This is a genomic window from Paraburkholderia fungorum, assembly GCF_046026025.1.
Classification (GTDB): Bacteria; Pseudomonadota; Gammaproteobacteria; order Burkholderiales; family Burkholderiaceae; genus Paraburkholderia; species Paraburkholderia fungorum_E.
In genome coordinates, this window is record NZ_JAQQFL010000011.1 from 112,553 (window position 1) to 135,367 (window position 22,815).

Annotated in this window: 18 protein-coding genes and 1 pseudogene; 2 read left to right on the forward strand and 17 right to left on the reverse strand. The window is 60.9% G+C overall.

Features of this window, described 5'->3' with window-relative positions; translation table 11 throughout:
* The first annotated feature begins 260 nt into the window (after nt 1-260).
* The gene (locus PQR67_RS14555) at nt 261-1,688 is read left to right on the forward strand and encodes an aminotransferase-like domain-containing protein (RefSeq protein ID WP_408460082.1); all 1,428 of its coding nucleotides are present in this window, start codon (nt 261-263) and stop codon (nt 1,686-1,688) included.
* 212 nt (nt 1,689-1,900) lie between these two features.
* On the opposite strand, the gene PQR67_RS14560 is transcribed toward PQR67_RS14555, so the two are convergent.
* The 9 genes from PQR67_RS14560 to PQR67_RS14600 are packed head-to-tail and all read right to left on the reverse strand — an operon-like array spanning nt 1,901 to nt 10,707.
* The gene (locus tag PQR67_RS14560; protein ID WP_408460085.1) at nt 1,901-3,346 is read right to left on the reverse strand and encodes an NAD-dependent succinate-semialdehyde dehydrogenase; all 1,446 of its coding nucleotides are present in this window, start codon (nt 3,344-3,346) and stop codon (nt 1,901-1,903) included.
* 23 nt (nt 3,347-3,369) lie between these two features.
* Entirely contained in the window at nt 3,370-4,284 is a 915-nt protein-coding gene (locus tag PQR67_RS14565) for a LysR family transcriptional regulator (protein ID WP_408460088.1), read from the reverse strand.
* A gap of 9 nt (nt 4,285-4,293) precedes the next feature.
* On the reverse strand, nt 4,294-4,629 hold the full coding sequence (fdxA, locus tag PQR67_RS14570; protein ID WP_408460091.1) for a ferredoxin: 336 nt from the start codon (nt 4,627-4,629) through the stop codon (nt 4,294-4,296).
* Nucleotides 4,629-5,402 (reverse strand): enoyl-CoA hydratase-related protein, encoded by a 774-nt coding sequence (locus tag PQR67_RS14575; protein ID WP_408460094.1) that lies wholly within the window; start codon nt 5,400-5,402, stop codon nt 4,629-4,631. Before PQR67_RS14575 ends, fdxA begins: the two co-directional genes overlap by 1 nt.
* Nucleotides 5,399-6,580 carry a CaiB/BaiF CoA transferase family protein gene (locus PQR67_RS14580; protein ID WP_408460096.1) on the reverse strand — a complete coding sequence of 394 codons (1,182 nt, stop codon included), beginning with the start codon at nt 6,578-6,580 and terminating at the stop codon, nt 5,399-5,401. Before PQR67_RS14580 ends, PQR67_RS14575 begins: the two co-directional genes overlap by 4 nt.
* A complete protein-coding gene (locus PQR67_RS14585) occupies nt 6,577-7,962 on the reverse strand; it encodes an FAD-dependent oxidoreductase (protein WP_408460098.1) in 1,386 nt (461 codons plus the stop codon). The genes PQR67_RS14580 and PQR67_RS14585 overlap by 4 nt, the downstream gene beginning before the upstream one ends.
* A gap of 37 nt (nt 7,963-7,999) precedes the next feature.
* Nucleotides 8,000-8,839 (reverse strand): ABC transporter permease, encoded by an 840-nt coding sequence (locus tag PQR67_RS14590; protein ID WP_408460101.1) that lies wholly within the window; start codon nt 8,837-8,839, stop codon nt 8,000-8,002.
* Nucleotides 8,839-9,672, reverse strand: coding sequence for an ABC transporter ATP-binding protein (locus PQR67_RS14595; RefSeq protein ID WP_408460104.1), 834 nt, complete (start codon nt 9,670-9,672; stop codon nt 8,839-8,841). The genes PQR67_RS14590 and PQR67_RS14595 overlap by 1 nt, the downstream gene beginning before the upstream one ends.
* A 3-nt stretch (nt 9,673-9,675) precedes the next feature.
* Nucleotides 9,676-10,707, reverse strand: coding sequence for an ABC transporter substrate-binding protein (locus PQR67_RS14600; protein ID WP_408460107.1), 1,032 nt, complete (start codon nt 10,705-10,707; stop codon nt 9,676-9,678).
* Between the two features lie 518 nt (nt 10,708-11,225).
* Here PQR67_RS14600 and PQR67_RS14605 point away from each other — a divergent pair.
* Nucleotides 11,226-12,353 carry a porin gene (locus PQR67_RS14605; RefSeq protein WP_408460110.1) on the forward strand — a complete coding sequence of 376 codons (1,128 nt, stop codon included), beginning with the start codon at nt 11,226-11,228 and terminating at the stop codon, nt 12,351-12,353.
* A 279-nt stretch (nt 12,354-12,632) separates the two neighbouring features.
* Here the strand turns inward: PQR67_RS14605 and PQR67_RS14610 are convergent.
* From PQR67_RS14610 to PQR67_RS14645, 8 genes and pseudogenes are all read right to left on the reverse strand, one after another.
* A pseudogene (locus PQR67_RS14610) lies at nt 12,633-12,755 on the reverse strand (GTP 3',8-cyclase MoaA); the annotation flags it as partial.
* A gap of 56 nt (nt 12,756-12,811) precedes the next feature.
* Complete coding sequence (locus PQR67_RS14615; RefSeq protein ID WP_408460113.1) at nt 12,812-13,723, reverse strand: bestrophin family protein; 912 nt, start codon at nt 13,721-13,723, stop codon at nt 12,812-12,814.
* 37 nt (nt 13,724-13,760) lie between these two features.
* A complete protein-coding gene (gene cydB, locus PQR67_RS14620; protein ID WP_408460116.1) occupies nt 13,761-14,768 on the reverse strand; it encodes a cytochrome d ubiquinol oxidase subunit II in 1,008 nt (335 codons plus the stop codon).
* Nucleotides 14,769-14,772: 4 nt separating this feature from the next.
* Complete coding sequence (locus tag PQR67_RS14625) at nt 14,773-16,161, reverse strand: cytochrome ubiquinol oxidase subunit I (RefSeq protein ID WP_408460119.1); 1,389 nt, start codon at nt 16,159-16,161, stop codon at nt 14,773-14,775.
* 1 nt (nt 16,162) lies between these two features.
* A complete protein-coding gene (locus tag PQR67_RS14630; RefSeq protein ID WP_408460122.1) occupies nt 16,163-18,445 on the reverse strand; it encodes an FdhF/YdeP family oxidoreductase in 2,283 nt (760 codons plus the stop codon).
* Nucleotides 18,446-18,536: 91 nt separating this feature from the next.
* Nucleotides 18,537-21,329 carry an ATP-dependent Clp protease ATP-binding subunit gene (locus PQR67_RS14635; protein WP_408460125.1) on the reverse strand — a complete coding sequence of 931 codons (2,793 nt, stop codon included), beginning with the start codon at nt 21,327-21,329 and terminating at the stop codon, nt 18,537-18,539.
* 507 nt (nt 21,330-21,836) lie between these two features.
* Nucleotides 21,837-22,217 carry a TraR/DksA family transcriptional regulator gene (locus tag PQR67_RS14640; protein ID WP_408460128.1) on the reverse strand — a complete coding sequence of 127 codons (381 nt, stop codon included), beginning with the start codon at nt 22,215-22,217 and terminating at the stop codon, nt 21,837-21,839.
* Nucleotides 22,218-22,415: 198 nt separating this feature from the next.
* Complete coding sequence (locus PQR67_RS14645; protein ID WP_408460131.1) at nt 22,416-22,667, reverse strand: hypothetical protein; 252 nt, start codon at nt 22,665-22,667, stop codon at nt 22,416-22,418.
* Between the last annotated feature and the right edge of the window lie 148 nt (nt 22,668-22,815).

Here is a 22,815-nt window from a genome sequence, read left to right on the forward strand (position 1 = left end):
CCTGTGTGCCGATCGCGCGTCACTCAAACCAACCGTTACGCGTCGAAAGATCCCAACGTGGGGACCTGGCAATGTTCATTCGATGGAGTAAAGGTTAAGGCCGGGTCAACAGTCGCAGAGTGCACACATCGGGCCGACTCGGGTCAGTACAGTTCTGCTGCGAAGCGGGCGTCAGGCGGGAGCATGGCGACGCGAACGCGGGTAAGCCACGAAAGGGGCCAGTACAATTTACCGCAGCAAAACGCCCATGGAATCGTCCGATGAATCTGTATGACAAGCTTGCTGACGATATCGAGAAACTGATCCGTCAGGGCGTGTACGGTCATGGCGAACGTCTGCCATCGGTACGGCAGACCAGCCAGCAGCATCGGCTCAGCGTGACGACCGTCATCCGCGCCTATTTGCTGCTCGAGAGCCGTGGATTGCTGACGGCCAGGCCCCAGTCGGGTTATTTCGTCAACTTCCGGGGCGATGGGAGCGAACGGAAAACGCTTGAACTCCGGCCGTCAAAACCGATTCCGATATCGTCGCCGGTCGACGTCAGCCGGCTGGTGCTTTCCACCTTGCGCTCGATCGGTGTCGACGACGCCGTGCCGCTGGGTTCGCCCTACCCCGACCCGGGTCTCTTCCCCTTCGAAAAGCTCAACCGCTACGCTTACGACGCGGGACGCGGCAAGACGCGGTGGGCCGTGACGGACGCGCTTCCGCCCGGCAATGCGGCACTCGTGCGCCAGATCGCGCGTCGCTACCTCGAGAACGGCATGGCCGTCGATCCGAACGAGATCATCATCACGGTCGGCGCGACTGAGGCGATCAACCTGTGCCTTCAGGCGGTCGCCAAGCCGGGCGACGTGATCGCGGTCGAGTCCCCGACGTTCTACGCGATGCTGCATGCAATCGAACGGATGGGCATGAAAGCGATCGAGGTATCGACGCATCCTGAGCACGGCATCGACATCGAGGCGCTCGCCGCAATCGTGGATTCGCACACCATCACCGCCTGCATGGTCATGCCGAACTTCCAGAATCCGCTGGGTTTTCTGATGCCTGACGAACGCAAGCGCGAACTCATGGAATTGCTGACGAAGCGGGACATTCCGGTCATCGAGAACGGTGTCTACAACGAGCTTCACTATGACAGCACGCACCCGAGCACGTTGAAGTCCTTCGACACCAAGGGGCTGGTACTTCACTGCGGCTCTTTCTCGAAGACGCTCACGGCAGCCTACCGGATTGGTTGGGCGCTGCCGGGCCGTTATCGCGATCAGGTCGAGAAGCTCAAGTTTCTGAACACGCTGACTTCTCCGTCGATTCCGCAAATGGCGATTGCGGAATTCCTTGAGCGCGACGGTTACGAGCACCACCTGCGAAGGGTTCGAAGGGCGTATGCGCAGCAGGCCAAACTGATGAAGGCAACCGTCGCGCGTTTCTTTCCTGAAGGAACCCGCATGTCCAACCCCGCGGGCGGCTACGTGCTGTGGATCGAACTGCCGCCTAAGGTCGACGCGATGCGGCTCTACACGCTCGCACTCGACCAGGGTATCACCATTGGACCCGGATATATGTTCTCGGTCTCGGAGACGACCTATCGGAATTTCATCCGCCTCAACTACAGCAGCCCCTGGTCCAGCGAAATCGAACAGGCGGTGATTACCGTGGGCAAGCTCGTCGCAATGTGCGCCCGTTAGTGGCACGCTCGTCGACATGTGGTACGTCAGGACGGGTGCGATCACTGGGCTGCAGTGTTGTCATGGTGGCTCTCCGGTCTGTACCTCCTGTCACTGAATCGTCTGGCCACCGAAATCGACTACGGTCCGACGCCTCGCCCTGAAGGGGTCATTCGCTACCCACCGATGTGCGGTCGGCCGCGAACGTCCACAGCGGCCGACCCAAATCGAGACTACACAGCCATAACCGACACCGCCTTAGTCACCAAATAACCCTCCATGGCCTCCGGCCCCCCTTCCGACCCATAGCCCGAATCCTTCACGCCGCCAAACGGCATTTCCGGCCAAGGCGTGGCAGGCTGGTTGATCCACAACATGCCGACTTCCATCCGTTGCGACAGCAGGTGCACGTTGCTGAACGATTTCGTGAACGCATAGCCCGCGAGACCGAACGGGAGGCGATTCGCCTCAGCGATCGCTTCTTCGAGCGTGTCGAAACCGCGGATCGCGGCGATCGGGCCGAACGGCTCGTTGTTGAACACGTCCGAGTCGAGCGATACGTTGGTCAACACGGTCGGCGCGAAGAAGTTGCCTTCCGAGCCCACACGTTCGCCACCCGTTTCGATCCTGGCGCCGGTCTTGCGCGCGTCGTCGAGCACCTTGCTCATCGCAGTAAGGCGGCGCGCGTTGGCGAGCGGTCCGATGGTCGTGCCTTCCGCCAGACCGTCGCCGAGCTTGAGGCCTTCAGCATGCTTGACGAGCGCCGCGGCGAATTCTTCGCGGATGCTGTTGTGCACCAGAAAGCGCGTCGGCGAGATGCAGACCTGCCCGGCATTGCGGAACTTCGCGGCACCCGCGGCCTTGATGGCCAGCGCCACGTCGGCGTCTTCAGCCACGATGACGGGTGCATGACCGCCCAATTCCATCGTCGCGCGCTTCATGTGCGCCCCGGCGAGGGCGGCGAGTTGCTTGCCGACCGGCGTCGAACCGGTGAAGGTGACCTTGCGGATCACGGGATGCGGAATCAGGTAGCTGGAAATCTCCGCCGGGTCGCCGAACACGAGGCCGACCGTGCCGGCCGGCACGCCGGCTTCAACGAACGCCTGCAGCAGCGCCGCCGGCGATGCCGGGGTTTCTTCGGGCGCCTTCACGAGGAACGAGCAGCCGCACGCGAGCGCAGCGCTCAGCTTGCGCACGACCTGGTTGACCGGGAAATTCCACGGCGTGAAGGCGGCCACCGGACCGATCGGTTCCTTGAGCACCGTTTGCTGCGCCGCCAGATTGCGCGACGGCACGACCCGGCCGTAGACGCGGCGGCCTTCGTCGGCGAACCATTCGATGATGTCCGCTGCCGACAGCATTTCGACGCGCGCCTCGGCGAACGGCTTGCCCTGTTCCTGGGTCATCAGCCGGGCGATGTCGGAAGCGCGTTCGCGCACCAGGGCGGCGGCTTTGCGCATGGTGGTGGCACGCTCGTTGGCCGGAATCTTGCGCCAGGCTTCGAAGCCGCGTTGCGCGGCGGCCAGCGCCCGGTCGAGATCGGCAATGCCGGCATGGGCCACCTTGCCGATAGCTTTGCCGGTGGCAGGATTGATGACGTCGAGGGTTTTGCCGCTGGCGGCGTCGCACCACTCGCCGTTAATCAGAAGACGCGTATCGGTATAGCCTGATGAAACCATGTTGTGTTCCTGTTAGTTGAAGATCAGGCGTCACGCAACGCCAATTCGACGTGCCGCAGGCGCCGCACGATACGTTCGACGAACTCCAGCGTCACGTGAGGCAGCGCACGCTGGTTGGGTGTGATGATGCCAACAGTAAGTGCGTTGACATTCACGTCGTCGAGCGGTCTCCATACCACGTCACCACGCGCCAGTTCGTCGAGGAAAGCCAGTTTGGAAAAAAATGAAATGCCGCGCCCTGACGCAATCAGCCGCTTGAGCAGCGTCGTCGAGTTGCAGATGACGCTCGGCTGCAGCGACTCCCAGTACTCGGGAAAATCGGTCGCGACGACGCCCTGCATCGGCGATCGTCCTTCGAGACGCAGAAACGCGTGATTGCGGCATTCGTCGAAGCTGATGCGCTCCGTCTTCGCTAGCGGATGCGACGATGCCATGACCACACCCGGCGGCAACGACACCTCGGTCACGACATCGAGCCCGGCGGGCAGCTTGGTAATGTACGTAATGCCGACGTCATACTCGCCACTCACGAGCCGCGTCGGTACGTCGTGCGGCGGCACCGCGGCGATCGAATAAGTGACAGCCGGATAGGCGTCCGAAAACTCCTCGACGGTCGCCGGCAGAAAGTCGACGAAAAGCGAATCCATGGCTACCACCGAGACGTGTCCCTTGCGCTCGCCCTTGAGGTCGTCAAGTTCGCTGCGCATCAAGTGGAAGTCGTTCAGCGTCGCGCGAATGTGTTGCAGCATGCGCTCACCGGCGGCGTTCAAGCGGATGCCGTTCGGCAGCCGGTCGAACAGTTCGGTCCCCATCTCCGCTTCGAGCTTGAGGATCTGCCGGTTGACCGCGCTCGACGCGACATAGAGGTTCTGCGCGGCCTTGCGGATCGAACTGCACCGAGCCACTTCGACAAAATACTTCAGGACATTCGCATGCATCGTGTTTTCTCAGTTCATCGGCCGCACCGTCCATGCTGCGACCACGGGATGATCGCAGGCTACCTTGCCCACGTCGCATGCGCCACCCGGGGAACCGAGCGCACTCCCGGCCGGCCCGAAGAAATCACGGTTCACGGCGGCGAAAATAGCCTCCGATCGCGGGAGTTCTTCATCGTGAAAGATCGCTTCGGTTGGGCACACCGATACACACACCCCGCAGTTGATGCATTCCTCAGGGTGGATGTAGAGCGTGCGCCCGCCTTCGTAGATGCAGTCAACCGGGCAGCATTGCACGCACGCCCCGTCTTTGACGTCGATGCACGGCGACGTGATGACGTAGGCCATTAGCGTCCACTCCAGACGGGTTTGCGCTTTTCCTGAAACGCGCGCACACCTTCATTCGCGTCCTCGGATTGCAACGCGGCGACCAATGCGGGCAATCGCAGCGCCTGAGCGTCCGCTGGTGAGAGTGTGGAGGTCCGTTTGACCACCTGCTTGATCGCCTGTAGCGACAGCGGGGCGCACGCGAGCAGCGCCTTGACCCAGCGCTCGACGGCGGCGTCCAGTTCGGCACGCGGCACGACTTCGTTGACAAGGCCCATGTCGAGTGCTTCGCGCGCCGAGACGCGGCGGCCGGTCATCAGCATCGCCATCGCCTGGCGGTACGGGATCTGGCGTTGCAGCAGGGTCATGCCGCCGTCGAGCGGCATGCGCCCGACGAGCGCCTCCGGCAGCCCGAAGCTCGCCTCGTCACAAGCGACCACCAGATCGCACCCCAGCACCATTTCGAAGCCGCCACCCAGCGCATAGCCGTTGACCCGCGCGATAACCGGCACGTTCAGCGTCTCGCGAAGCGCAATGCCGCCAAAGCCGCCTGGGCGCGGCGCCGCCCAGTAATCAACGCCGCTCACCGACGGATTCTTCAGGTCCGCGCCGACGCAGAACGCGCGCTCGCCCTCGCCGGTCAGGACCACGACCCGCACGTCGCGGTTATGCTCGAGCTCGGTCCACACGCGTTGCAGTTCCGCTTCGGTGGCAAGGTCCACGGCGTTGAGCGCTTCCGGCCGCGCCAGCGTCACCGTGGCAACGTGCTGGTCGATAACAAGTCGTACGCTCATACAGCCTCCGTGGCGACCTTGACGCGCAATTGTTGCAAGACCTCTTCGGTATGCTGGCCGAGGCGCGGCGGCCCACGCCGCAAGCCCACCGGCGCGAGCGAAAGTTCGATCGGGCTGCCGATGAAACGCACCGGCTGGCCTTCGCCCTCGCCCTCCAGAATGAGTTGGTTATGCAGCGTCTGCGGATCGACCAGCGCTTCACGCAGATCACGCACCGGTGCACACAGCAGGTCCTGCTCCTCGAGCCGGGCGAGCCAGAAGTCGCGCGTGTTGCTCGCAAAGCGCTCCCGGAAGATGCGCTGCAATTCCGCCTTGTGAACGAACTGCTGGTTGAGATTGCAAAAGCGCGCGTCAAGCGAGAGGTCTTCGATCTGCATCGCGGTACAGATGTCGCGCAGCGGATTCGCCTTGAACGCACCCACCAGTACCAGCGCACCATCCTGGGTATCGAAGACACCCGAGAGCGGCATCGCGGCCCAGTTCACTTCGGAATCGGCCATCATGATCATGGCGGCTTCCTGCATCTGCATCGCGAGCATCGAGTTGTACAGCGACACGTTGACCTTCTGCCCTTCGCCCGTGCGTTCACGATGCAGCAACGCGAGCAGGATGCCCTGCACCATGTGCATACCCGCCGAATAGTCGGCGAGCGCTGTCGGGTACACGGAAATCGGCAGCGACTCATCGGCGCGGCGCGCCATCACACCGCTCATCGCCTGGGCGAGCACGTCCTGGCCACCCTTGTGCGCATACGGTCCGGTTTCGCCGAAGCCCGTGCCGATCGCGTAGATGATCCGCGGGTTCAATCGACGGCAGTCTTCATAGCCGACGCCCATACGGTCCATCACGCCCGCGCGGAAATTGCTGACGACCACGTCTGCGTCCGCGATCAGCGCCTTCAGATCAGCCATCTGTTGCGCGTCGCGCAGGTCGAGCGCCACGCTGCGCTTGTTGCGATTCAGACTGCAGAAGATCGGATTGTCCGCGCCGGCCACCGGCTCGAACGTCGAGCGGCTCAAGTCGCCCGCGCCCTTTCTCTCGACCTTGATCACATCGGCGCCGTAATCGGCGAGCATCTGCGTGCAGACCGGACCCATCATGACCTGCGTGAGATCGACGACGCGCACGCCGGCGAGCGGCAAGTCAGCTGTCTTTGCAACGTTGTCGGCGACGCTCATGCGGCCTCCTGCTTCTGGATGTGTGCGGCAAGCGACGGGACGTCGGCGTTGCGGCCGGTCTGGTCACCCGGATCGGCGCCTTGCGCACGCAAGGTCTTCTGCAGCGCGTGCACATCGACGTCGCGCACTCGCACGCCCGCATCGAGCGCGAGCGCGGCAGCCACACCGGCGGCTTCGCCCATTGCCATGCAAGGCGGAATTTCACGCGACATCTTCTGCGCCTGCGAGGTCGCCGAATAGTGGCGGCCGGCAACCAGCAGGTTGTCGATCTGCTTGGGCAGCAACACGCGATACGGCATGTAGTAGTCACGGCCACGCGCGATGCTGTCGTCGAAACGGGTACGCTGCGCGAGGTCATCCTTCGTCATTACATACTCGCCTTCGAGCAGGCGCGTCTGGCGCACGCCGGTTTGCGGCGCGACATCGATCACGTAACACTGCTCGAAACCAGGCAGCTTCTCCCGCACGAAATCGACCACCGCGTGAATGTGCTGCCGGCCCTGCACTTCAGCACGTGTCAGGTCTTCGGGTTTGAGGCCGTCGAGACCGGCCATGTGCGGGCAGTTGCACCACACCACGCCGGGCAACGGTGTCTTCAACCACCAGTAGCCCCACGAGCCACCGAGAATGCGCTTGATCTGACGATCCAGTGCCGCAAACGCTTCGGGTTCTTCGGCTTCGAAACGCTCGGCAGCCTCCGTATCCACGCCGCCGAGTCGAAATACCGTCGTCGTGATATAGGTGCCGCCGACATGCGGCACGCCCGCCGACGCCGCCACATCCAGGTCTCCCGTCGCATCGATCACCACATCGGCGAGGATCGCTTCACGACCGCTCTTCGTCTCGCAGATCACGCCCTTCACCTGACCGTCTTCGACCAGCGTGCGCGAAAACCATGAATGCAGACGCAACTTGATGCCGAGCGATTCCACCATCTCCAGGGCGACGCGCTTCATCGCATCCGGATCGAACGCTGCGGCGAAGCACACGGGGTGAGGCGTCTTCTGGCTGTGAAAGTCGAAGGTGCCCCAGCGCCCCCACTTGCGATACGCGGCGGGATCCTCGCCCCACTCGTCCGAGCGCGGGAACATCGCCAGCTTGCGCGCCGCCATCCGTTCGATGAAGGTCATGCAGACGCCGCGCACTGAAATTTCCTGCAGGTGGTTGTCCCACATGTCGTCGAGCACCAGCACCATGCCACCGGACGCAAGGCCGCCAAGGTGGTTGTAACGCTCCAGCAGAATCACCTCGGCGCCGTTGCGTGCCGCCCCAATCGCTGCCGACAGACCTGCGGGGCCGCCACCCACCACCACCACGTTTGCCTTGGCCGCCACGCGCACATCACGCACGCTTTCCTGAATCAAATCGCTGATCATGTTCACTTGTCTCCTCTGAGAATTCGGGTGTGTCGTATTCGGTTCAATGCGTACTTTCGGGCTGCCATCTGACCACCAGACGCTCGATAATCGCGATCACCAGGAAAAACATGCCGGACAGCACAGCGCTCATGATGATTGCCGTGTACAGCAAGGCCGAATCGAAGCTGTAGGTCGCCTGGATGATCATGGCGCCGATCCCTTGCGTGGCGCCGATCCATTCGCCGACCACCGCGCCAATCACCGACATCGATGCGGCAATGCGCAATGCGGAGAAGAGATAAGGCAGCGAAGCGTAGAGGCGCAGCTTGAAGAAGATTTCACGCTTGCTGGCCGACAGGATCTGCATCAGTTCCATCGCCTGCGGGTTCACCGCTTGCAGCCCGCGCACCATGTTCACGAGCGTCGGGAAGAAACAGACAATCGCTGCGATCGTGATCTTCGGCTCAAGACCGTTACCCATGATGAGGACGAGAATCGGCGCCTTCGCGACCACCGGAATCGAGTTGATCATCACGGCGACCGGATAGAAGATGTCCTGCAGCGTCTTGTTGTGCACGAAGACGGTGGCGATCAGGATCGCCGCCAGGTTGCCGAGCATGAAACCGCCCACTGCCTCAATCGCCGTCGGCACCAGGTTCTGCAACAGCACATCGCTCTTGCTGAAAAGCGTCTCCAGAACCAGGAACGGCGACGGCGCGATAAACGGCTTCACATGAAAGCCCGCCACCACCGCCCACCACGCGAACAGCAAACCAAAGACGCCGAGTACCGGCAGGAGGCGCGCGCGCCACATACGCTGGCGGCGTTGCGCAAGCCATGCTTGCGCTTCAGGGTCCGCCGCTTGCGACGACAGGTTCAATTGCATTTCGGACGTGGTCATCAGCAGGTCTCCAGTACGCGCCGCAGATAGGCAGCGAGTTCGACGAATTCACGGGTCTCGCGGATATCGAGCGTGCGGTCTTCTGGCAGTCCAACCGGGACGATCTCCTTCACCCGCCCAGGGTTGGCGGCCAGCATCAGCACGCGCTGGCCGAGAAACGCCGCTTCGTAAATGCTGTGGGTGACAAAAAGCGTCGTGAGGCCCATCTCTTTCCAGACGCGGCGCAATTCTTCGTTCAAACGGTCACGTGTGATTTCATCGAGCGCACCGAACGGCTCGTCCATCAGCAGGACTTTCGGGTCGCTAACGAGGGCACGCGCAATCGCGACGCGCTGGCGCATCCCGCCCGACATCTCGTGCGGGTAGGCGTCCTCGCGACCCTTGAGGCCGACGAGTTCGAGCAGTTCACGCGGTGTCGCCCGGCCCGCCCGTGCCTTGCCGCCCGCGACTTCAAGCGGCAACTGCACGTTCTGGATCGCTGTGCGCCACGGCAGCAACGCCGCGTCCTGAAACACGAAGCCGATGTCCCGATGCTCACGTGCGACACGGGGTGCCGCACCGAGCACGCTGATCTCGCCGCGGCTCGGCTTGATGAGATCCGCGACGACGCGCAGGAACGTCGACTTCCCGCAGCCCGAGGGACCGAGGAGCGTGAGGAATTCCCCGGCTGCGACATCAAGGCTCAAGCCTTCGATCGCGGTGACGCTGCGCCGGTCGGTGAAGAAACGCACGTTGATATTGCGGCAACTGATAGCCAGATTGGTGTCTTGCAGCGCGCCGACAGACGAGCCGGACCCTTCCGCGCGCGGCGGATTCATAGTGGCAGCATGCATGGATTACACCTTGAGGCGAGAGGAACGGGTAGCGTTGAGAACGTCCATCGTCATCACGTCATCGACTTTTGGCTGACTTTTCTGGAACTGGCCCAGTTGACCGTACATCGTGATCTGCTCTTCCCAGACCTTCGCGTCCATCGTGCCCCAGCCCTGGATCTGCGTGGTCTGATCGAACGCGTAGCCCATCAGCGAATCGATCGCGACACGCTCGTCGGCGCGGTTCAGGTTCGGATATTCCTTGATGAGCAGATCGACAGCCTGGTCGCGATGCGCATTCGCGTAGAGCCAGCCACGCGCGGTTGCGCGCAGGAAACGCGCGACGATGTCGGGATGATCCTTGAGTGTCGCGGTGTTCGCGTAGTACGGCAGCGCGTAGAGGCGCACGCCGGTGTCCCATAGGCGCAGGTCGACACGATCTGCGCCGAGCGGCTTGAGCGCCGTGGTGTTGGTTTGCCAGCCGGTCACCGCATCGACCTGACCACTCAGTAGCGGCATCATGTCCGCGCCGATCGGCACGACGTTGACCTGGCTTTCCGGAATTTTGTTCTTCGCGAGCAGCGCCTTGAGCAGCACCATGCCCGTCGACTGGATACCGATACGCTTGCCAATCATGTCGTGCGGCGTACGCACCGGATTCTTCCTGAGCGAAAAGAAACTGTAAGGATGCTGCTGCAGACCGGTCGCAATGCACTTGATCGGCAGGCCTTCCGAAACCGCAAGCATGATCGACGGACTCGACGAAATCTCACCGACGTCGGATCGGCCCGAGGCGACAATCGCGACGCCGTCAATGTTCGGGCCGCCCGGCTGGATATGAAAATCGATGCCTTCCTGATCGTAATAGCCGAGCCGCTTCGCCGTCACTTCTCCGACCTGGTTGCCGCCCGGAATCCAGCCCAGTTGCATGTTGACGGTTGCTCTGTCGCCCGCAAAGGCACGCACAGAGAGCAGTGCGCCCGTTGCAGCCATGCCGCCCGCCGCGAGTGTCATCCGCAGCAAACGCCGACGTCCGGCATTTTCGATTACTGACATCATCTCCTCCGTTGGTCCTTCCTGGATACAAGGGGCCGGTCGTTTAACGCTCAGTGCTGCCGGTCCAAACGATTATTAAGAGCCAAAAGTGTCCCCGCAAGCATCAATTTTGAAGATGAGTGATGCCAAAATTAGAGCACCCCACTTGTGCAGCTTTTCTGACAATGTGCCCACAAGCGTGCGTGATTCGTGCACCAGTTCGGCCTTAGCGCGCTAAAAATTCGATCACTGGTGATCAAATTCAGTGCTAGCCGTCGCGAATTTTGTTCCGCAAGAATCGGCTGCAATCGCATCAGATTCGCGTCGTCGTACGGGTCGATCATCGAAAGTCAGTCGTAGTGACAGACCGTCGAGGCGCGGGAGCGCCTTGTTGAGCTGTCCACTCACCCTGTAAAGCTGAGACGGTTATCGGAGACGCGAAGCTTTCGCGGTGCAATGGTTTTGCTTCGTTTTCCTAAAAATAATTCAGATTCAAGTAGTTGCTTTAACTTTCCCAAAACAAGCACTCAAAGGAAATCATGAATCGACGCATCTTTGTTCTCGCTTCAATGGCCTTGTTCTGCCAGACGGCATCCGCCCAAAGCAGCGTGACGCTGTACGGGCTGATCTCGACCGGCATCGTCTATGCGAACAACCAGAAAGGGGCCGACAAGCAAGGTCACGCGACGTGGCAATTCGCGAGCGGGCCGATGCAGACGCCGCGCTGGGGGATAAAGGGTATCGAGGATCTGGGTGGGGGCCTGAAGGCCATCTTCACGCTGGAAGGCGGCTACAGCGTGGCGACTGGCGCATTGTCGCAAGGCGGCCGTGAGTTTGGCCGGCAGGCGTTTGTCGGCTTGTCGTCGGATACCCTCGGGACGGTGACGCTGGGCCGCCAGTACGACGAGGCGGTAACACTGTGTACATTCTCGTCGGCCTGTCAGTTCGCGGCGTACGGTGCGCACATTGGCGACAGTGACAATGTATTCGACACGTTCCGGATCAATAACGCGGTCCAGTACAAGAGCATCGACTACAAAGGTCTTCAGTTTGAAGGGCTCTACGGCTTCTCGAATAAGGCCGGCGGCTTCTCCGACAACAATGCCTATAGCGCCGCGGTGCAATATCGCAACGGGCCGCTGTCAGCAGGCCTCGCCTACCTTCAGGTCAACACACCGAACGACCCCAATAACACGAACGGTGCGGTGGTCAACGACTATGGCTTCACGTCGCCGTTCATCACGAATCCGGCGACCAACGCGGGCGTCAGCAAGCAGAGAATGTATGGCGCGGGCGGCGCCTACGCGTTCGGCCCTGCGAGCCTATCGCTGCTTTATACCAACGCGCGGTTCGACTATGTCGACACGTCGCGCCTGACGCTTCAGAATTTTGAGGTTTCGTTGACCGACTACGTGACGCCGCAGCTTATTCTGGGCGCCGCGTATATCTTCACCACCGGGCAATATCACCCGCAGGACAATAGTCCAAAGTGGCATCAGGTGAATACCGGCGTGGATTACCTGCTCAGCAAGCGCACTGATGTCTTCCTCGTCGGCATCTATCAGAGAGCGGCGGGTGACGCGCACTACGCGCAGATTTATTCGCTTTCCCCGTCCACCACCAAGTCGCAAGTCTCAGCGGTGATCGGACTTCGGCATAAATGGTGAGCCGTATGACTTGCCTGTACGACGGCAACGCAGACGCCGGATCAAAAGATCCGGCGGGCTTCGGTAGTCTGGCCGGCAGTATCGATGGCCTGCAGAAAGTCACCGCTCCACTTTCGACATAACCGCCGTCGTCGGGTCATACCGATAGCCCTTCTGGGCAAACCGTTCTGCCATCGAAGCGCTGATAAGCTTCTGCTGCGTGAATCAATAAACAACAGCCTCTCGTTCGCCGACCCAAGCCGCTCCTTCAGATCCGTGGCATGCTCCGCCCACTGTTTATTCGATAAAGCGCACGGCCACGCCGGTGCCCTTGAACTGCTGCACAAGCGGCAGGATCTGGCTGTCGTTGACGCCTCGCTCGATGACCGTGTTGACCTTGATCGGCGCGAGTCCGACCGCGCGCGGTCTCGATCCCGTCCAGTTCCAGGAGTACAGTTTGACGCGTCGAAGACCGCCCCCTAAGTCAGTTGGTACGAGCGCACCGGTAAGACCTCGGCGGGAAGCTCACCGCCACATAGTTCCAGAATCGATCGTTCAATGCTGCGGGTCATGGCGTCAAGCGCCAGCGCATTCGGCGCGAGACTAAACGGTTCGGCGACTTCGCTGGCAATCGCCTCGAGCGCAATCAGCGTATAAGAAATGAAAACACAAAGAAGCGGCGTAAAGAATTCCGTTGAATCGACCAGACCGAACGGCAGCAGCACGCAATAGGCATAGACGGTGCGGTGAAGCAACACACTGTAGGCAAACGGAATGGGCGTGGACGCGATCCGCTCACATCCTCCCACGGTTCTTCCCAACTCGTTGATCTGCGCGTCGATCATCCAGAGCTTCGTATCCGATAACAAGCCCCGAACCTGGAGATCGGCGAAATCACGGCGAACGTCGTTGAGCAGGGCCGTCGGTTTATAGCAGGTGTGCTGCAATGCCTCGGTTCGCGTGCGTCCGAGAAAGCGCAGAAGATCTGGCGTCGGATCGGTTCCTCGCAACTGGTGCTTCAGCGCGTACACACACGCAATCAGTGTATGGGCCACCTGAATGTTGTGATCGCCCCGTGGCACGTAACACAGCATTTGCGACGTCAGCGCGCGCGCCGAGATCAGGGTGCTGCCCCAGAGATGGCGCGCCTCGTTGAACCGTTCGTAACTGGCGTTATTGCGGAACGCCAGGAAGATCGCCAGCGCAAGGCCGAACAAGGTGAACGGCGCGGTATTCAGTGGGATCTTCTCGCCGAAAATGCGCCCTTGCGTCAGGACAGCAACACTGCTGACGATCCCCATGACGACTAGCTGCGGAATAATCGACTGCAACACGGAACCGTTCCAGATAAACAGCAGCCGGAACCAGTTTTCCCCTGGTCTGACAATCATGATGTGCTCTTTTAGTGTATTGATTGCGCCGTCCCCCTCAGTGGTAGCCGGCGTCCCCTTCGCGCACCTTGCCCCGAAAAACGCGATACTGCATGACGTTGTAGACGAGGATGACCGGCAGCACAATCACGGTACCGACCAGCGCGAACAACTGGCTCGAGTGACTCGATGAGGCCTCCCAGATCGTCAGCGACGGTGGCACGATGTTCGGCCAGATGCTGATGAGCAAACCGCTATAGCCGAGAAAGCATAGCGCGAGCGTGAGAAGGAACGGGGTTGCTTCGTGCTTCAGCCGAAGCGAACGGAACACACCCCACACACAGGCAACGACAAGAATCGGCACCGGCAGAAACCAGCCGAGATTGCCGCTCCCGAACCAGCGAAACGCCACCGCCGGCAAACCGGTCACGGTCCAGAGACTCACGACGCCCATCACCCCGAGCAGAATGCTCACGAGCGGCCGCATCACCTCGCGCATCTTGCGCTGCAATTCGCCATCCGTCTTCAGGATGAGCCAGCCGCAGCCGAGCGTCGCATACGTGAAGAGCACGCCGATCCCGCAGAACAGGCTGAACGGCGAGAGCCAATCGAACGGACCGCCGGCGAACCGGCCGTCGACGATCTTGATGCCTTGCAGCAGCGACCCCAGCACGATGCCCTGGCAGAGCCCCGCAAGGGCTGAGCCGGCAATGAAGGCAAGGTCCCACGCGTGCTGGGTCCTGACGGCCTTGGCGCGCAACTCGAAGGCGGCCCCACGGAAGATCAGGCCCACCACCATCAGGATCAGCGGCAGATAGTTCGCCGGCAGCAGCGTCGAATAGACCACGGGAAACGCCCCGTAAAGGCCGGCGCCGCCGAGCACGAGGAAGGTCTCGTTACCGTCCCAGACTGGCGCGATGGTATTGAGCATCACTTGCCGGTCGCCTTTCTCCTCGAAGAACGGAAATAGCAGGCCGATGCCGAGATCGAATCCGTCCAGCATCACGTAGATGAAAACGCCAAGTCCGATGATCGCGGCCCACACGACAGGAAGATCGATTTGCATGGCGTCACTCTCCTTCCAGTGCGTCGAGCGGGCGATTGGTCAGCACCGGATGCCTGCGCGACTTGCCGCGGTCGATATGCTCCTCCGGTCCGCGCTTCATCATCTTCATCATGTAGTAGAAGCCCATGCCGAACACCAGGAAATACACCAGCACAAAGATCAGCAGTGAAACGCCGACTTGCTGCGCGCTGACCGGCGAGACGGAGTCCACGGTACGGAGAACGCCGTAGACGGTCCACGGTTGGCGGCCGACCTCCGTCGTTATCCACCCCGCCAGTAGCGCCACAATTCCGGAAGGTCCCATGCACAGCACGAGTATCTGGTACCAGCGCGTCTCGTAGAGACGGCCGCGCAGCCGGAGCAGCAAACCGAGCAGCGCCGTCAATAGCATCAACATGCCCAGACCCGCCATGATCCGGAAGGTCCAGAAGATGATCGGCGAGTACGGGCGATCCTGCGGCGCAAACTCCTTCAGCCCACGGATCTCTCCGTTCCAGCTATGGGTCAGGATCAGGCTGCCCAGGTGCGGTATCTGGATCGTGTAGCGCGTTACTTCCGCATTCATGTCAGGCAGGCCGACCAGATTGAGCGCCGTACCGCCTTTCTCGGTTTCCCACAGCCCTTCGATCGCAGCGATCTTGGCCGGTTGATACTCGCGTGTGTTGAGGCCGTGCGCATCGCCAACAAAAATCTGTATCGGCGCCAGAAAAAGCAGAATCCACAACGCCATCGAAAAACTGCGCGTGACAGGTTTGTCGCGCCGGCCCTGCAACAGATGCCACGCGCCGCAGGCGGCGACGATGAAGCCCGCGACAATGAACGCGGCGATCGTCATATGGGCAAGGCGAAACGGGAACGACGGGTTGAAAATCACTTTCATCCAGTCGACCGGGACGATCCGGCCATTCTCGATGGCGTACCCTTGCGGCGTCTGCATGAAGCTATTCGACGCGAGAATCCAGAACGTGGAAATGAGCGTGCCCATCGCCACCATGAGCGTGGCGAAGAAGTGCGCGCGTGGACTGACCCGTTGCCAGCCGAATAGCATGACCCCGAGAAAGCCGGCCTCGAGAAAGAACGCCGTCAGCACTTCATAGGTCAGCAGAGGCCCTGTGACGTTGCCCGCAACGCTGGAAAATCCGCTCCAGTTGGTCCCGAATTCGTAGGCCATCACCACGCCCGAGACCACCCCCATGCCGAAGCCGACCGCGAAGATCTTCGACCAGAACAGAAACATGTCCTTGTAGGCGACGTCGCCGGTCAGCAACCAGCGCCATTCCAGCACGGCGAGAAAACTCGCCATGCCGATGCTGATAGCGGGAAAGATAATATGAAACGAAACCGTGAACGCAAACTGCAACCTGGCAAGGTGGAATGCATCGAAGATATCCATGTCAAGCTTCGGCCGAACGCACAACATGAACAGGAACCGACTTGTACGAAGGCGTACCGCTCTCCTTGTCGATGAAGTCGAGCGGCACCAGCACGTTGGCTTCCGGGTAATAGGCCGCCACCGAACCCGGCGCGATGTTGTAAGCGATCGCCGTGATCTTCTTCAGGCAAAGCTGTCTGCCCGCTGAAATGGTTTCAATGTCGACCAGATCGCCATGTTCGAGTCCACGTTCGGCAAGATCGTCTTCGTTCATAAACAGCACGTCACGCCGGCCGAACACGCCTCGATATCGATCGTCGAGCGCATAGATGGTGGTGTTGTACTGATCGTGGCTGCGGATCGTGATGAGACGCAGCACATTTTCGGCGCCGAGAACATCTGCGTCTTCCGTCACGCCGCCGTACACCGAGAACATCGCTTTTCCTGACGGCGTGGGCCACACGCGCTCGGTCGGGGGAAGCGGCATGCGGAATCCCCCCGGCACCCGGATCCGCTCATTGAATGCCTCGAATCCCGGCACGGTTTGTTCGATCAGGTCACGGATCCTGTCGTAGTTGGCAACCAGCTCCGACCATGCCACCTTGCTGTTCGGCAACGTTGCCGTTGCGATACCGGCCACGATCGCCGGCTCGGACAGCAGGTGTTCGGATGCGGGCGTCAGCTTGCCGGATGAAGCGTGGACCATCGACATCGAATCCTCGACCGTAATGGATTGCCGGCCGGTCGCCTGGATATCCAGTTCCGTGCGGCCCACAACCGGCAGCACGTACGTTTCTTTTGCCACTAGCAGATGCGAACGATTGAGCTTGGTACCGAGATGGACGCTCAGATCGAGCTTGCCCATTGCAGGAAAGGACTGCCCGGAATCGGGTAACGCAACCGCGAAGTTCCCGCCGAGGCAAATCAGAGCCTTGGCCGTACCGGCGATCATCGCCTGCATCGCCTGGACGGCGTCGTGCCCGTGCGCCGCCGGCGGCGTGAACCCGAAGACATCTTCGATCTGCTTCAAGAAGGTGGCGGACGGCTTCTCGGTGATGCCGACCGTACGATTCCCCTGCACGTTGGAATGCCCGCGCAAAGGACAGATGCCCGCGCCGGGTTTGCCGATGTTGCCGCGCAATAGCAACAGATCGGCAATCAGACGGACATTGGCGGTGCCTTTGTTATGCTGGGTGACGCCCATACCGTAGGTGACAATCGTCGCATTCGATTTTGCGTAGGCAACGGCAACTTCATCGAGATCTTCCCGGGTGAGCCCGCTGGCCTTTTCGATATCCTCCCATGACGTCGCTTTCAGATCGGCGGCAAACGCGTCAAAACCCTGGGTGTGCGCCGCGATGAACGCGTGGTCGAGGACTGTGTTGCCCTGCTCCGCGTCCATCTGCAGCAGCGCTTTCATGATGCCCTTGAGCGCGGCTGCGTCTCCGCCGGCGTCGAGCTGAAAATAGGTCGACGCGATCCGGGTCGATCCGAACGTCGCCATTTCAATGACGCTCTGCGGATCGGCGAAGCGTTCAAGCGCGCGCTCGCGCAGCGGATTGAACACGATGATCGGGACGTTGCGTCGCGAGCACTCATGGAGTGTCCCCATCATCCGGGGGTGATTGGTCCCGGGATTGTGACCAATCGAGAGGATGAGTTCGGTCTTGTCGAAATCCTCGAGCGATACCGTGCCTTTGCCGATTCCGATCGACTGGGGCAAGCCAACGCTGGTCGGCTCGTGGCACATGTTCGAGCAATCCGGGAAATTGTTCGTCCCATACTCGCGGGCGAGCAATTGAAAGAGATAGGCAGCCTCGTTCGACGCGCGGCCTGACGTATAGAACTCGGCCTCGTCGGGCGAGGACAAGCCTCGCAGCACTTCGCCGATACGCGCGAATGCGTCTTCCCATTCGACCGCCCGGAACTTGTCCGTGGCGCGGTCGTAGACGAGCGGATGCGTCAGCCGGCCGAGATCCTCCAGTTCGAAATCCGTTCGTTGCAGCAGCGACGTTACCGTGTTGTTTTCGAAAAACTCCGGCGTCACCCGCTTGGTCGTTGCTTCCCATGTGACGGCTTTGGCGCCGTTTTCGCAGAACTGGAAGGTGGATTTGTGTTCCTTGTCCGGCCACGCACAACCCGGACAGTCGAAGCCGTCAGGCTGATTGGTCCGCATCAGCGTGATGGGCGCCTCGATGCTTTCCATCTGGGTTCGAACGGCTTGAGCGGTCGCTCGGAGCGCGCCCCACCCTCCAGCGGGTGCGTCATAGGGCCGGATTCCCGGAACTTCGCGTCGCGTGGTCATATGAGACTCCAGGTCTGCCTGAGGAGGTCTTAAGGCCTTCTCGTGGGGGATTGCGCCGTCTCACGGCATAAGGCTGGGATACGGGCAGACATCACTGCTTCGTGGCGGCGCTTTCAGTTGGCTCGGGGTTGCCGCCGTCTTTAGACGGTTTTTTCTTCGCGCGTCCGTTACTCCCCTTCCCGCTCGCCGCCTTAGACGCAGACGCTGCCTCGCTCTTCGTGAACTTCACTTCGCCGCTTTCCTTGTCATAACTGACCTCAGCACTGTCGCCCGACTTCAGGACGTCGCCGAGCATCTGCTTCGCAAGCCGCGTTTCCAGCTCCTGGCGAATCTGGCGCTTCAACTCGCGGGCGCCGAACTCCGGTCGATAACCGGCTTCGGCTAGGTGATCGATCACCGATTCGTCTATCTTGAGGGTAATGTCCTGCGCGGCCGCGGTGCGCACCACCCGTTCGAGCTGGATCTGCACAATCGAGCGGATGTTGTCGCGCGAGAGCCCATGGAAGACGATGATCTCATCGATCCGGTTCAGGAATTCGGGCCGGAAGTGTCCCTTGAGCACGCCCATCAATTCCTCGCGGATCGCTTTCTCACCCTGGCGATCCGCTTCGGGTTTTTCGAGGTTGTCCATGATGATCGATGCGCCGAGATTGCTCGTCGCAATGATGATCGTGTTGCTGAAGTCCACGACCCGGCCCTTGCCGTCGGTCAGCCGCCCGTCGTCGAATACCTGCAGCAGCACGTTGTACACGTCGGGGTGCGCCTTCTCGATTTCGTCGAGCAGGATCACGCAGTAAGGGCGGCGCCGGACGCGCTCGGTCAGTTGGCCGCCCTCGTCATAACCGACGTAGCCCGGAGGCGCGCCGATCAACCGTGCGACCGCGTGACGTTCCATGTACTCGGACATGTCGATACGAACGACCGCCTGCTCGTCGCCGAACACTGTTTCCGCGAGCGCTTTCGCGAGTTCGGTCTTGCCGACGCCAGTGGGTCCCAGGAACAGGAATGTCGCAATAGGCCGGTTCGTCTGGCCGAGTCCCGCACGTGACAGGCGCACGGCGTCGCTCACGGCAACCACCGCGTCGTCCTGTCCGATCACGCGCTCGCGCAGCTTGTTCTCCATCTCCAGAAGCTTCCGGCGCTCTTCCTGCGTGAGTTCGGTAACCGGAATGCCGGTGAGACGCGAGACGACTTCGGCGATTGACTGCACGGTCACTTCGAGCGTTTCCGAGCCGGTCTTGCGCTGCCATGTCTCCATCTGTTCTTCGAGCTTCTCCTGCTTTTCGCCGATCCGTGCCTCGAACGCTTTCGCCTCATCGAAGCGCTTGCGCGACGACGCATAATCCTGCTCGCGCTTGAGCTGGGCGATCTCGGCTTCGAGCTCCAGGATGGCCGCAGGACGCGAGGTCGCGCCGATGCGCACACGTGCCGCCGCCTGGTCGATGAGGTCGATGGCTTTGTCGGGCAAAAAGCGCGACGTGATGTAGCGATCCGACAGTTCGGCCGCGGCGACAAACGCATCGTCGGCAAACGTCACCTGGTGGTGCGCCTCGAGCTTGTCGCGAAGGCCGCGCAGGATGACGATGGTCTGCTCGACCGTCGGTTCCGGCACCAACACTGGCTGGAAGCGCCGCTCGAGCGCCGCGTCCTTTTCGATGTACTTCTGATATTCGTTGAGGGTCGTCGCGCCGATCAGACTGAGTTCGCCACGCGCAAGCGCGGGCTTGAGCACGTTCGCGATATCGAGCCCGCCTTCACCCCCACCTTGTCCCGCGCCCACGATCGTATGCAGTTCGTCGATGAACAGGATCAGTTCATCCTTTTTGGCCGTGACTTCATCGATCAACTGCTTGGCACGCTCTTCGAATTCGCCACGATACTTCGCACCTGCCACCATCGAATTGATGTTCACCTCGACGAGCCGCTTGCCGCGCAAAACTTCAGGCACGTCGCCATTGAAGATGCGTTGGGCCAGCCCTTCGACGATCGCGGTCTTGCCAACACCCGGTTCACCGATCAACACGGGATTGTTTTTCTTGCGCCGGGCGAGCACCTCGATCGTGCTCTCGATTTCCTGCGCACGACCCAGCACCGGGTCAAGCTTGCCCTCACGCGCCATGGCCGTGAGGTCGCGTCCGAACTTGTCAAGGTTGGGCGTGCCGGTTGGCGCGTCGACACGTCCGTCCTCCGCGCCTTTACCCACGACTTTCACGACCTTCTGACGCAACGCTTCCGGCGTCACGCCATATTTCTTCAGCAACGTACCCGCAATGCTGTCCGGCACGGCCGCAAGGCCGATCAGCAGATGCTCCGGGCCAACATAAGAGTGCCCCAGATCGCGCGACGCCTGGAACGCATATTGGAACGCCTTTTTCAAACGCGGCGAGACGGTCATCTTGTCCATCGGCGCGTCGGGATCGACGGTGCCCTTTTGCGCATGCTGATCGATATATCCCTTGATGTCCTGCGGCGAGAGCTTGAGCTCCTTTAGCAGCGCCGCGCACACGTCGGTGTCCGCGAGCACGTACAGCAGGTGTTCCGAATCGAGTTCGTTACGGCCAAGCTCATGGGCTTTCTCCGCGGCGCGCTGCAGCAACTCGAGCGTCTGCTCACTGAAAGCATCGGTCGCATCGACCGACTCACGCGGCACCTCGGCGGCGAAACCGGCATCTTCGTCCTCGTCGCCATCCTCCATGCCGCCGAAGAAGCGCGACAGGCCGCCTCCCCCGAGCAGTGAATCAAATGGGTTGAGCATGCTTTGGTGCCGCATTAATTGCCGGTAGTCGTAGTCGCAGATCGACATGGATTTCCGCTCGCCGTTTTGCACAACGGTCACACGGGCAACAGCAGGACGGGCATTACAGATTTCGCAGAGGGCGGGCATCGGGAGTCACCTTTATCGGTTAAAACATGCGGCCAGTTCAAAGGTTATAGGACGCGTCCATGTGAATTGCGAACACGCCAGACCCACCCTCCACGGTCCGTTTGTTTTTGTTCAATAAGTAGAGAGTCGTAATAGCGATGGAGCATCGGGCACGGCATGTTCCGAGGTTGTTGAGCTCGTCCGTTTTCGACGAGCATTGTCGGAAAAGCGCGAATTGATCATCGTGACGCTTTCAACATGATTAGCATAACGCCCCCCCCCCCCGCTACCCCCCGAAACCGTACCTGGATTCTATGAGGGGAGTGTCAGGAAAGGAATATTGGCTGTTCCGATGATAGGCATCGGGCGGCGCCTGTGCCGCTGCATTTCAACCAGGGGATCTGATTTGCGGACATGCTGCGCCGCGCAGCGACGGGGTGCGCTGGGGCCTGGACCCTACTGGGCTTCAACGGAACTCTACTGATCGCTATTGAGCGTGCTGCCGACACCACAGCTCGCCGGCAGCTATCATTGCCGGGCCTCGCGCCGGCCTTGCTCTTCAACGGTCAGGATAGCCTCGGGGGCGACTTCGAGCCGGGCTTTCGGTATCGGGTCCCCACTCTCATCGGAGAGACCATAGGTACCCTCGTCGATCTTGCGTAGCGCGCGTTCAATATCGCTGATGCGCTGGTCGTTCACGTCGTGCAGCGCCTGATTGACCTCGTTCTGCGCCATGCCTTGCGCGACGTCCTCCGACTCTTCGGCCTCGTCGCCGTGCTGCTCCTGGGCCGTTCGTTCGTCAGCGGTCGTCTTCTCTTCTCCGCCCAACAGTTCGCGGCGCAATGCTTCGAGGCGCAGACGCTGCTGCGCGATGAATTCGTCACTCAAGTTGCCCTGCTGCTCCGACATGGTTTTCTCCCTGACCCCATACGGCTTCGCACAAGACCGGCAGTTGCCTGCATCCACCGCACGACTGTCATGCGACAGTGCGCTTTCATCCAGCGTAAGGTCAGGATAGTCCTAATTTGCAGAGGTCGACGCGCTATCTCGACGAATTCTTGCATTGCAACACCTTATGCGAGAGTCGGCGCAAGCGCGCTGGCGAAATCAACTATCGTCAACGTTGTCCGCGTAATGGTCGATAGCGACCTTGCACTCGTCCACCACGACCTGAAGGAACGCAGGGTCGTTTCTTTCAACCCACCGCTCCACATGAATAAAGCGTTCAGTTCCGAGATCGGCGATGCGTTCCGGGTCCGCGGTCGTGACATCGACTGTGGCGATCCCCCGGCTTGCTTGCAGAGGTGCGATCGTTGCGGAAATCAGAAACCGTCGATATGAAAATTCATTTTGTGTCATACAGCCTCCCGCCACCGGATGAAATGAGGTCCTGCAATTACTTCGTACTGGAAGTCTATGAACAAGTCATGACCCTGTGAACATGGGGCTCTCCGATGCTAGCTATTGGTCAAATATGTCGGGTGGTTTGCCGTTCAGCCGCGCTACC

Bases quoted from the DNA above. Each gene is read 5' to 3' on its own strand.
- PQR67_RS14560 (WP_408460085.1), bottom strand. From the start codon at position 3,346: ATGGTTTCATCAGGCTATACCGATACGCGTCTTCTGATTAACGGCGAG.
- cydB (WP_408460116.1), bottom strand. From the start codon at position 14,768: ATGCAAATCGATCTTCCTGTCGTGTGGGCCGCGATCATCGGACTTGGC.
- PQR67_RS14630 (WP_408460122.1), bottom strand. From the start codon at position 18,445: ATGACCACGCGACGCGAAGTTCCGGGAATCCGGCCCTATGACGCACCC.
- PQR67_RS14615 (WP_408460113.1), bottom strand. From the start codon at position 13,723: ATGATTGTCAGACCAGGGGAAAACTGGTTCCGGCTGCTGTTTATCTGG.
- PQR67_RS14635 (WP_408460125.1), bottom strand. From the start codon at position 21,329: ATGCCCGCCCTCTGCGAAATCTGTAATGCCCGTCCTGCTGTTGCCCGT.
- PQR67_RS14645 (WP_408460131.1), bottom strand. From the start codon at position 22,667: ATGACACAAAATGAATTTTCATATCGACGGTTTCTGATTTCCGCAACG.
- PQR67_RS14640 (WP_408460128.1), bottom strand. From the start codon at position 22,217: ATGTCGGAGCAGCAGGGCAACTTGAGTGACGAATTCATCGCGCAGCAG.
- PQR67_RS14565 (WP_408460088.1), bottom strand. From the start codon at position 4,284: ATGCATGCGAATGTCCTGAAGTATTTTGTCGAAGTGGCTCGGTGCAGT.
- PQR67_RS14590 (WP_408460101.1), bottom strand. From the start codon at position 8,839: ATGACCACGTCCGAAATGCAATTGAACCTGTCGTCGCAAGCGGCGGAC.
- PQR67_RS14580 (WP_408460096.1), bottom strand. From the start codon at position 6,580: ATGAGCGTCGCCGACAACGTTGCAAAGACAGCTGACTTGCCGCTCGCC.
- PQR67_RS14625 (WP_408460119.1), bottom strand. From the start codon at position 16,161: ATGGATATCTTCGATGCATTCCACCTTGCCAGGTTGCAGTTTGCGTTC.
- PQR67_RS14555 (WP_408460082.1), top strand. From the start codon at position 261: ATGAATCTGTATGACAAGCTTGCTGACGATATCGAGAAACTGATCCGT.
- PQR67_RS14605 (WP_408460110.1), top strand. From the start codon at position 11,226: ATGAATCGACGCATCTTTGTTCTCGCTTCAATGGCCTTGTTCTGCCAG.
- PQR67_RS14575 (WP_408460094.1), bottom strand. From the start codon at position 5,402: ATGAGCGTACGACTTGTTATCGACCAGCACGTTGCCACGGTGACGCTG.
- PQR67_RS14595 (WP_408460104.1), bottom strand. From the start codon at position 9,672: ATGCATGCTGCCACTATGAATCCGCCGCGCGCGGAAGGGTCCGGCTCG.
- PQR67_RS14600 (WP_408460107.1), bottom strand. From the start codon at position 10,707: ATGTCAGTAATCGAAAATGCCGGACGTCGGCGTTTGCTGCGGATGACA.
- fdxA (WP_408460091.1), bottom strand. From the start codon at position 4,629: ATGGCCTACGTCATCACGTCGCCGTGCATCGACGTCAAAGACGGGGCG.